The sequence below is a fragment of the Chitinophaga sp. genome (genome assembly GCF_036566945.1).
Lineage (GTDB): Bacteria > Bacteroidota > Bacteroidia > Chitinophagales > Chitinophagaceae > Chitinophaga.
The window spans coordinates 1-10,070 of record NZ_DATCVJ010000024.1; the positions used below are offsets into that span (position 1 = coordinate 1).

General features: G+C 44.1%; 10 protein-coding genes. 4 read left to right on the plus strand and 6 right to left on the minus strand.

Annotated features, from left to right (window positions below):
* Positions 1 to 113: 113 nt before the first annotated feature.
* Positions 114 to 458, minus strand: coding sequence for a DUF7674 family protein (locus VIP81_RS00670; RefSeq protein ID WP_331956546.1), 345 nt, complete (start codon positions 456 to 458; stop codon positions 114 to 116).
* Positions 459 to 705: 247 nt separating this feature from the next.
* On the opposite strand from VIP81_RS00670, the gene VIP81_RS00675 reads away from it, so the two are divergent.
* Both VIP81_RS00675 and VIP81_RS00680 read left to right on the plus strand, forming a co-directional pair.
* On the plus strand, positions 706 to 1,755 hold the full coding sequence (locus VIP81_RS00675) for a tetratricopeptide repeat protein (RefSeq protein ID WP_331956547.1): 1,050 nt from the start codon (positions 706 to 708) through the stop codon (positions 1,753 to 1,755).
* Positions 1,756 to 1,783: 28 nt separating this feature from the next.
* The gene (locus VIP81_RS00680) at positions 1,784 to 2,317 is read left to right on the plus strand and encodes a metalloprotease family protein (RefSeq protein WP_331956548.1); all 534 of its coding nucleotides are present in this window, start codon (positions 1,784 to 1,786) and stop codon (positions 2,315 to 2,317) included.
* 66 nt (positions 2,318 to 2,383) lie between these two features.
* Here VIP81_RS00680 and VIP81_RS00685 read toward each other — a convergent pair whose 3' ends face one another.
* From VIP81_RS00685 to VIP81_RS00700, 4 genes are all read right to left on the minus strand, one after another.
* Positions 2,384 to 2,731 carry a DUF86 domain-containing protein gene (locus VIP81_RS00685; RefSeq protein ID WP_331956549.1) on the minus strand — a complete coding sequence of 116 codons (348 nt, stop codon included), beginning with the start codon at positions 2,729 to 2,731 and terminating at the stop codon, positions 2,384 to 2,386.
* The gene (locus VIP81_RS00690) at positions 2,721 to 3,014 is read right to left on the minus strand and encodes a nucleotidyltransferase family protein (protein ID WP_331956550.1); all 294 of its coding nucleotides are present in this window, start codon (positions 3,012 to 3,014) and stop codon (positions 2,721 to 2,723) included. The genes VIP81_RS00685 and VIP81_RS00690 overlap by 11 nt, the downstream gene beginning before the upstream one ends.
* 38 nt (positions 3,015 to 3,052) lie before the next feature.
* Positions 3,053 to 6,790 carry a DEAD/DEAH box helicase gene (locus VIP81_RS00695; protein ID WP_331956551.1) on the minus strand — a complete coding sequence of 1,246 codons (3,738 nt, stop codon included), beginning with the start codon at positions 6,788 to 6,790 and terminating at the stop codon, positions 3,053 to 3,055.
* 236 nt (positions 6,791 to 7,026) lie between these two features.
* Entirely contained in the window at positions 7,027 to 7,938 is a 912-nt protein-coding gene (locus tag VIP81_RS00700; RefSeq protein WP_331956552.1) for an MBL fold metallo-hydrolase, read from the minus strand.
* 85 nt (positions 7,939 to 8,023) lie between these two features.
* On the opposite strand from VIP81_RS00700, the gene VIP81_RS00705 reads away from it, so the two are divergent.
* Positions 8,024 to 8,917: a helix-turn-helix domain-containing protein gene (locus VIP81_RS00705; protein ID WP_331956553.1), complete on the plus strand. Its 894-nt coding sequence runs from the start codon at positions 8,024 to 8,026 to the stop codon at positions 8,915 to 8,917.
* Between the two features lie 89 nt (positions 8,918 to 9,006).
* A complete protein-coding gene (locus tag VIP81_RS00710; RefSeq protein ID WP_331956554.1) occupies positions 9,007 to 9,390 on the plus strand; it encodes a DoxX family protein in 384 nt (127 codons plus the stop codon).
* 197 nt (positions 9,391 to 9,587) lie between these two features.
* Here the strand turns inward: VIP81_RS00710 and VIP81_RS00715 are convergent.
* On the minus strand, positions 9,588 to 10,070 hold a 483-nt coding region (locus VIP81_RS00715; protein ID WP_331956555.1), incomplete at its 5' end, for a 2-phosphosulfolactate phosphatase.

The following is a 10,070-nucleotide window of genomic DNA, read 5'->3' on the forward strand; positions in this document are numbered from 1 at the left end:
TGTCATAATGAGTTAATTAGATCTTTTCGAAATAGTCTACCGATTTAAAGAATACGGCAAAGCAGGCCACACCCGCCAATACCAGGAGAATAGTCATCATCATAAAGGTTGTTCTATATAGCGATTGTTTGTAAATGCTGAATCCTTACGTTTTTCAATGATAAAGGCAGTAGTTCCTTATGCTTTCCGCAGATCAGCGGAGATAACGTATACATAAATGCGCTTTCGATAGCGTTGCGCAGGGCACTGCTTCCATTATGGTACAATACACCCGCGATAGTAAAGCAACGTTTCACCTCATGCAATTGTTCGTTACGTATCATGCGACCGGTGTAATCGGCGAAAGTGTGAATCACTTTACTAATGGAGCCTTTGGCAGGCACCTGTTCCTCTGCGGGAAATATAAACCCGGGAATTTGTAAACCTATTAGCTGAGAGATTTTCGAGTCTGGTAGCATCTGGATCAATTTATTTTGATACAAATGGGGTAATGCCATCGGAGTGCCAGTGTGGGGGAGCCGGGTTTGTTTCTGGATTATTTAATTGATTATCAATATTTTAAAAAATAATTTAGAGAGATGAGGGTGGAGGAGAAGATGGGAAAACCATGCAGAAATGGTAGGGTGTGTGCAGAAATGAAAGTGTTTTAATACCTTGGCGGCTGATTGTAGTATACCCGTTCCCGATACCTAAACCATTTTACCTATGGATGAAATGAATGAAGAAGCGCAGGCACCGGTCAAAAAAACCGGCTGTCACAATTGCGTTAATCCCGAAACAGAGCCGGGATATCTTACTCCACTTTGCAGAGAATGCAGAAAACAACTTAGCCGTTACCCGGTACTTAACAGTGTGAAATGGGCTGCCGCCGGGGTGGCATTGCTCTTTCTCATTTCGGCGTACAATTTACCAAGGTATCTTAAAGCAGGGGTTACCTACCAAAGAGCGTTGAAGGCCGAGAACACGCATCACTATGTAACCGAAAAAAAATTACTCGAAAAAGTGTTACAGCAGTTCCCCGACAATTTCGAAGCTGGCGCTCATTACATTATAGCCAGCTATAACAATGATGAGCCTGAGGTGGTAGACAGTATGTTGGAGAAGATGTCCGGGAAGCAGAATGAAAACCAGGATCTTATTAATAAAGTAAATGATGTACTGGACGGTTTTCGATACCTAAAACTAATTGATACCAGCTTCGCTGCATCTTTATCCAAACTGGATGAAAAGTCTCCTGAATATGAACAGGCATTAAATACATATTGCAGCAAACGTTATAACGATGTATGCGCAAGATTTATGCTAGGAAGTTATGCCTATAATCAGGGGAATTATGCTAAAGCGGACAGCGTACTAAGCAAACTGGTACAGGAAACTCCCGATTTCCGTTATGCTATGCTTTGGTTAGCTAATACTTACCGGGAAGAAAAACAATATGATAAAGCCATCCGGGTATATAACGATATTCTGTTGCAAAATGCCGAAGCATCCTACGCCTTTGCCGGTATTGCCAAGATAATGTTGAAACAAAAACAGGATAAAGAAGCCCTGAAAAAGGCCATGCAGGCTTATGAGCTGGAGCCGGAAGCCATTAGCTCCGTATATACGCTATCGTTAGCCTATCATTTCAATAATAATATACAAGAGCGGGATCGTTTTTACAAAAAAGTTAAATCGCTCGCAGATGCTGATGGCGACTATAGTTCTGCCAATGAACTAACGGATATTTTCAATGGCAAAACTGATTACCGTTAATCATCTCCCAACCTAAAAAACTAAAATTATGTTTATCCCTGGTATTGCCATTACCCTGATCACCTTTCCCGGTGTGATTGTACATGAATTTGCCCACCAGCTTTTCTGCCGTTTGTTTGGCGTAGCTATATTTGAAGTAAAATATTTCCAGGTAGCCAATCCTGCCGGATACGTAATTCACGAAATTCCCCGCAACCCGGTGCATCAGCTGATGATCAGCATAGGACCGTTTTTCGTAAACACCCTGTTAGGTTTCATTATTGCATTTCCAGCCGCTATTCCGGTAGTACAATTTGAATCTGGTACTTTATTCGATTATATACTGCTATACCTGGGTATTAGCATTGCCATGCATGCTTTTCCAAGTATTGGTGATGCAAAAAGTATGTGGCAAATCCTCTGGCATGGAAAAGATACGCCGATATGGCTTAAAATACTGGCCATCCCTGTAGCAGGATTAATTATGATCGGTGCCTTGGGTTCCTTCTTCTGGCTGGATCTTGCCTATGGAATATTTGTTGCCATCGGATTGCCAAAGCTGATTGTTGTCTTGTGCGCATAGAAATATTCGATTAAAGCGCATAAAAAAGCTGTCTCATATGAGACAGCTTCTAATATTTCTATTTTTTTACGCTATGTTATCCAAAATAAATGCAATCCTCTCTTTCAAAATAGGAATGTCATTTTCCACAATCTGCCAGATCACTTCTGCATCAATCCCGAAATATTCATGAACAAGGATGTGCCGAAGTCCGATAATCTGTCTCCAGGCAACATCTGCATAAGCATCACGTAATTCCGGCGTAAGCAAATTTGCCGCCTCTCCTATAATTTCAATCTGCTTTACTGACGCAAATCGCATCATAGAGCTCTCAAAGAAATCTGAAAGAGTTTTGCCTTCTGTATAAGATTCAATTTCATTTATTGCTTCTGCAATATGCTGCAATCGTTGTTTATCGCCTATCTTACCTTTCATAAATCAATCTTTTATCTGACTCAATGAAAGGCATAATAAATTTTGACAAGGATCTTTCTGAAATAAGATCTACCCTTTTGTGCAATTGATCTTCCAGGTCCTGTTGCATTTTAACAAAGCCCAGGCCTATGTATTTAGAATAATCCAACTCTACCAATATGTCCACATCACTGGATTCATCCGCTTCTCCTCTTGCCTGAGATCCAAAAATAAAAGCTTTCTTCACAGGTTTATCTGTAAAATACTGCTGAATTATTTTGATATCTTCCTGCGAAAGCCTCATACATCTAATTTAGGACATAATATTTATGCGGCCAATAACTAACTAAACAAGTACAACACATCTTCCTTCGTCAGCTTCTTCACAAAACCGCTATCATCCGAAATAATCTCCTTCACCAGTGATTTCTTACGTTCCTGCAACTGCAATATCTTTTCCTCCACGGTGTCTTTACAGATCATGCGGTAAGCAAAAATATTTTTCGTTTGTCCGATACGGTGAGTACGGTCAATGGCTTGTTGCTCTACTGCCGGATTCCACCATGGATCTACGATGTATACATAATCCGCTGCGGTGAGGTTTAAGCCCACACCACCGGCTTTGAGTGAAATCAGGAATACGCGGCATTCATCGTTATTCTGGAAGTTCTGAATAGCTTTTTCACGATCTACTGTGGAAGTGCTACCATCGAAATATTCGTAAGGAATTTTGAGGTGCTGCATCCGGTCACGGATGAGTCCCAGCATTCCCAGGAATTGAGAGAAGATCAGCACTTTGTGGTTGCCGATGTTTTCAGAAATTTCGCGGGTCAGTTCATGCAGTTTCACGGAGTGATTCGGATACTGTTCTGTATCGTTGAGAATAGCAGGAGAATCACAAATCTGCCGCAGCTTCATCAGGCCTTGCAGGATAGTGAGCTGTGAACGTTCCATACCCTGATCTTCAATAACGCCGAGGATCTTGGAGCGATAGGTATTACGGTAGGCATCATAAATATGCCGTTGTTCCGCATCCATTTCGCAGAAGATTACGGTTTCTATTTTTTCCGGCAAGTCTTTCGCCACCTGTTCTTTGGTACGGCGAAGGATAAACGGATAAATCAGTTTACGCAGGTGTTCTTTTCTTTCTTCGTCCTGGAATTTATCGATAGGGGTAGCAAATTCGTTGCGGAAAAAGTCTACGCTACCAAGCATCCCAGGGTTCAGGAAGTTCATCTGCGCATAGATATCGAAAGTATTATTCTGCATAGGCGTACCACTCAGCGCCAGTCTGTTTTTTGTTTGCAACAGCTGCGCCGCTTTGGTGACCTTGGATTGTGGGTTTTTGATGGCTTGCGATTCATCAAGAATCACATAGTCAAATTCCACTTTCATGAGCAGCTGAATATCGCTGCGCAAGGTGCCGTAAGTAGTAATAATGGCATCAAATTTCACCAGTTCTTCCGACGATTTCAGTCGTGCAGGGCCGTGGTGGATATGATGTCTGATATCCGGTGTGAATTTCTTTATTTCATTTTCCCAGTTGTAAATCAGCGTGGTAGGACAAACTATCAACGCCATGGTTTTACCACCGTTCTTATTTTTGTAATACTGTAAGAAGGTGAGGGCCTGAATGGTTTTACCCAACCCCATGTCATCGGCGAGAATACCGCCCCATTTGATGTCATCGAGGTAGTTGAGCCATTGGAAGCCGCTCTCCTGGTAAGGCCGCAGGGTAGCCTGCAAATTCGCAGGAAGCGCAATGTTGCGGATCTCATCGAACTGCAGCAGTTTGCGACGCTTTTGTTCCAGCTCCAGTACTACTGCTTCATCATCTATAAACTCATAGAGTTCATCAATGACGCTGAAATTGTATTTGCTGAGTTTAAGACCTTTATCTTTTTCTTCTCCGACTTTAAACAGCAGGGAATATTTGCGCAGCCATTCTTCCGGCAACAGGCCCAGGGAGCCATCTGCCAGCTGAACGTAATTCTGTTTGTTAGCCAGCGCATTTTTAATATCCTTGATACTTACTTTCTGATCGCCGTATAATACTTCGATCTGTGCATCGAACCAGTCGATGCCGGAGCTGATTTGTAAATTGGTAACCGGCTTATGCGAACTGAATTTAAAGTTGCGCAGGTTATCAAATCCAAACACGCGCACATTCATTTCTTTCAGCGCATCGAAGAAGAGGAAGAACCAGTTGTTCTTCAAGGCTTCTTTGGCACGCAGATAAAAATAGTTGTGGTTATCGTGTTGTGCGAAGTTGGTATGTAAGGTGCGTAGCTTAGTGACAAACTCTTCTTCCGCTTCTTTATTACGATGGATGATGAGCACTTTATTGCCTTCCTGCACGGTGATCTTGCTCTCATCGTTCCATTCTACTTCCTGTCCGCGGTAAGCGAAACCAGGTTGTATGATAAATGTTTCGCCCAGCTCTTTCAGGAATACGCGGGCTTCCGGCATGATATCATCTACCTCTGCCAGCAACCCTTTATCGAACTGAATATCGTACTGACGACTTAACGGCAGCAGGTAATCTTTCAGGTAAGCCGGCCATTCTTTGTTGACAATGCGCAGTTTACCGCTTTGTCTGAACAGCTCCACGTGCAGGGCATCCTGTGGACTTTCAAACAAATAAATCACCTGTTTGTAGAGGAACATCAGGGGACTTTCCCATTCGTTGTCTGCTACATTTATCAGTTCGCCTTCAATATTTACGTAACAGTTTACTTCTACATGCGTATCGCCGGTGTGGGTTTTGATCACCAGTTTCAGGCGGTCGGCACCGATTTGCAGCTGTTGTAAATTTTTTGTTTTGAAGGCTTGCCTGTTGGGCAAGGCAAATACCAGTCCGTGTTCTGCCAGCTGAGGGAACAGTTTGGCGAGTTTAGGATGCAGGTATTCCAGCATCAGCTCTTTTGTTTCGGTGGGTAGTTCTTCCGCATTTTCGTGCGTAATATTTTCCCAGATACCGGCAAAAGGAGAGTTTTTGCTAAGGAATTTGCTCACTTCGCTGCCTTGTAGTTTTCGTATAGGCGCTATGAGTTCCCTGTCTTTTTCCTTGTACTGGTAAAAGTCTACGTATTTGGTAAGATCCAGTTTGCTGGCGAGAGATACGAAGGCGTTTTGCTCATCGTTTATTTCGCCGCTGACCAGGTCTATCTTAAAATAAGGATACAACGTTTCGTTGGCATTGAATACCGCCGCCAGTCGTTGTGTGATGGTAATGGTTTCTTCCGGTGGCGGGGGAGCCGTTACGGGCTGTCTGCCTGCTGCGGCGCCATCTACCCGTTTAATGGTAGGATCGAGCACCCGGAGAAACGGTTTGCCATCCATATACGAAAAGGCGAACTTCCCGTTCAGGTCATCCGAGAGGGAGTAACCATACAGCGATAACAGTTTGTTTTTCTCCTTATCCCAGTTACGGAGGGTATCGAAGTAAAACGGACCATTTTTCTGCAGTAGTTGGAGGAAGAGGGCTGTTTTATGTACGCACAGGGCATGTTCTGTTTCATCACAGGTGCAATGGGTGTCATAAAAGCGTTCTTCATTCCGTTGAATGATCAGCGGAAATTCTTCTCCATCCAGCTTTAGGAGGGCTTCTACCTTTTCATCTTTGGCCAGTTTTATTTTGGCAGGATGTTTCTTCGCAATTTCTTCTGCCTGGGCGAGGATAGCGCCGGAGGTCAGCAGTTTAATTGATTTGATATCGATAGACTTCATCTTAATCAGCGTGTGTTGCTGATCAAATTGTGTGTCGAAGCTCTCGAAATGATTTTTATCCAGCATTTCCTGTAGCTGGAAAAGCGCGGCTGCTTCGTGCCGGCAGATGTCACCCAGGTTGTATGGGCATTGACATCGGATAGACATACCGGTTGTTTCTCCATACTTGCTGATGGAAACGCGGTAGTAATTGGCATGTGTGTCGCTCTTTACGCGGAAGGTAGCTGATTTCAGTACCGGGTCTGCCTCGATGAGTTCAACGCCCCCGGCCGAAAAAATACGCTTCCCCCTGCGGATCACTTCATCAGTGCCGTTGTTGTAAACATATTTTAGCAAATGGGGTAGCGACATACTATACGTTGTTGCCCGCTTTTATTATCAGCAAAAGGGTTAATAGATATATCAAAAAAACTTAACAGCTGATAAAAAGGCAATCCACAAAAGTAAGCAGAAATTTTCTAATAACCCGCAGGCCACACATTAAGAAGCGATGAACCGCACCCCGTTTGCCATGGCGGGGTAGCGGGAATTTTTCAACATCTTTTTTTACAAATATAGATGCCTGTTTATCAACCTTTTAATAAAGGTTAACGGATATGCTGCAGGTATCTTTCTAAAGAAAAATCTACCGCCGCCGATGCACCTGTTTTAATATATTTCCCAAAAGCGCCATACATCGCATCGTATGTTAAGGGCCTCACCGCTGCATGTAATGCATTAATTTCCCGGGCAGATAAGGGGATATTATTGGGATAACTGTACATCGCGGATACCGTTTTTCTATCGGACGATACCTGGATAACATCCCCTACCAACAACAATCCCTTGCCCGCAGGGGCATAGAGCACATTTCCGCCGGCGAAATGCCCCCCGCAAAGTACCAGCTGAATGCCATCCCACAAGGGTAGTTCATTACCGGACCATAGTTTAATCACGGCATCACGGCGTTGCAGCCATGCGGCATCCAGCTCATGTACATACACCGGGATGTTACCAAAAGCATGGCTCCATTCCACCATGGTAGAAAAATAATGCGGGTGGGAGAGGGCAATGGCCTTGATGCCGCCCAGCTGCCGGATAATATTTATCGTAGAGGCGTCGAGGTTAGCAATGCAATCCCATAAGATGTTGCCACCGGGGGTAATGAGCAAATGCGCCCGCTGCCCAATCGCAAAATCAGGCGTAGTGTAGATCGCATACAGATTGGGCGCTACCAGTTCTATAATATTCTTATGCGTTTGCCGTACCTGCTCCAGGGTAGTCCAGCTTTGGCCACCCGGATTGACGTACTGGCGCTCGTCTTCGCAGATAGGGCAATGCTCCGGCGCCTTTGCGCTGGCCTCGTATTGCACCCCGCAGGTGCTGCAGAGATAATGTGTCATAGCATCTTCTTTATCCTTAACAGGTAGAATATAGGAATTTTTAAACAAAACAGGTAAGCCCATCACGGCCAATGTACTCTGCTTAATCCAGTTCCTTCTTGAGGTATCGTCCGACATATTCCATTAATTTTACCGCACAAAATTACCGCGGCCCCATAGCCGACTCAATGGACATACCTAACAATATCTTGTACATTTGAACATGCAGCGAAAACATATTCCCTCTCATCGCATACCCGACGGCGTTACCACAAACAGTCCCTCACAACTGAAAGATGTGCTGGTGGCGGGACTCAACGATGAAGGAAAGATGATGAAACGGCAATACCCGCATCGCCATGATTATTATGAAATCATGCTGTTAAACGACAGTGAGGGCATACACCATATAGATTTTACGGCTTACCCCTTCAAAGGCCCAACAGTGTTTATGTTATCGCCGGAGCAGGTGCATGAACTGGCGCGCACCAAAGGCAGCAAAGGCTTTTCCCTGAAATTTAATACGCCTTTTTTCAGCAGTGGCAACGACCCCGATAATCAGCTATATGCCCACTTTCTGTTCGATAACCTGCAGGCATACCCGGTAATTAAACTGCAACCGGAGGAATATACCCGTTTACATACCCTCCTCACACTGGCCCTGCAGGAATATGACCAGGCCAGCAACGGCGCCGCAGATATCCTATACTCCTATATCCGCGTGATACTAATGGAAATATTGCGCATCCGGAAACAACATCTGCAGGAAACACATCTTCACCCCGGTATGCCACAAACACAATTGCTGGAATTTAAAAAGCTGCTGCAACTGCATTTTCACGAACTGCATGAAGTGCAGGACTATGCCACCAAACTTCATATTACACCACGGCAGTTGAATATGCTGGTGCAAAAGCTCACCGGCAAAACCGCCGGCACCCTTATAAAAGAACGTATACTACTGGAAGCCAGGCGGCTATTATTTACAGACGCCCTTACTATCAAGGAAATAGGCTACCAGATTGGATTTGAAGACCCAGCCTATTTTAATCGCTTCTTTAAAAAAAATATGGGAATGGCGCCGCAGCAATTCCGGGAACAGGCGCAACAAGCGTAAAAAAGTGCAATACAAAACACTTTTTGTCCATCGACTTCAGTGCGAGAGTGATCTACTTTTGTATGGTCATTACAAACACACAATTTACTATGAACAACAAAACAGCATTTTTAATTTTACGTATAGGCATTGGCGTACTATTCACCATTTTTGGTATCATGAAATTGGCCGGTGGCCCTGCCACGTGGGGTTTCCTCGGTGGCACCTTAAAAACAGTAGGCATTGATTTCTTTCCGGTAGGATTTGGTCTGCTGGCTACTTTAGCAGAGTTTTTAGGTGGGCTGGCATTGATCTCCGGATTTTTTGTAAGACCCCTGGCGATCGGTTTGTTCCTGACCATGGTCGTGGCCACGATCTTTAAAGTGAGCAGTGGCGCTCCTTTTGCAGAAATATCTTACCCATTGACCATGTTACTGGTAACGGCGTTTTTTGCGCTGAATAATGGGAAAGTTACTTCGGTTACAGCGGCTTAGCGCGATTTTTTGTCCTGGGACAGGATTATACTGATTATACTGATTTTCCGGAGTTTTTTTTACAGGATTAAAGAAGATGAGGGAAGATGAATGCGGATCACCACATTTATCTTCCCTCATCTTCTTTAATCTTACAAAATCCAAAAAAACAAAATCGGGAAAATCATCTGAATCAGTATAATCCTGGGTAAGACAAACTACCCGGCAATCAACTCCCCGTCCTTAAACAGTGGCAGCACATTGGCGCCATCTGCGGTGAGGCAGTAGTGAATATCTTTTTCCAGCCCGTAATTAGCTAAGCGCTTATAGTGGGAGGCTTGTTGCATGAAAGTATAAATATCATCTTTGGCAGTGTTGTACAGTGTTTCAGCCGCAACAGCAGAATCACAGTTCACGTCAAAATGTGCTTTGATGCGGTTTACTACAGCGCCGGCAAACAGGGTATCTTCCAGGTTTACACGATCTTTCCAGGCTGCACAGCCAAGGATCACATTTTGATTTTGTGCAATCAGATAATCACATACGGCACTTATATTAGGGAAAGAGCCCGTAACAATCTGTATCGCATCTTTTGCCATGTGCAATAACTTGGTACCGTTCGTAGTGGTTAAAACGAGCGTTTTATTTTCTACGAACTCGCGTGGATATTCGAAAGGAGAATTTCCGTGTACCAGTCCTTC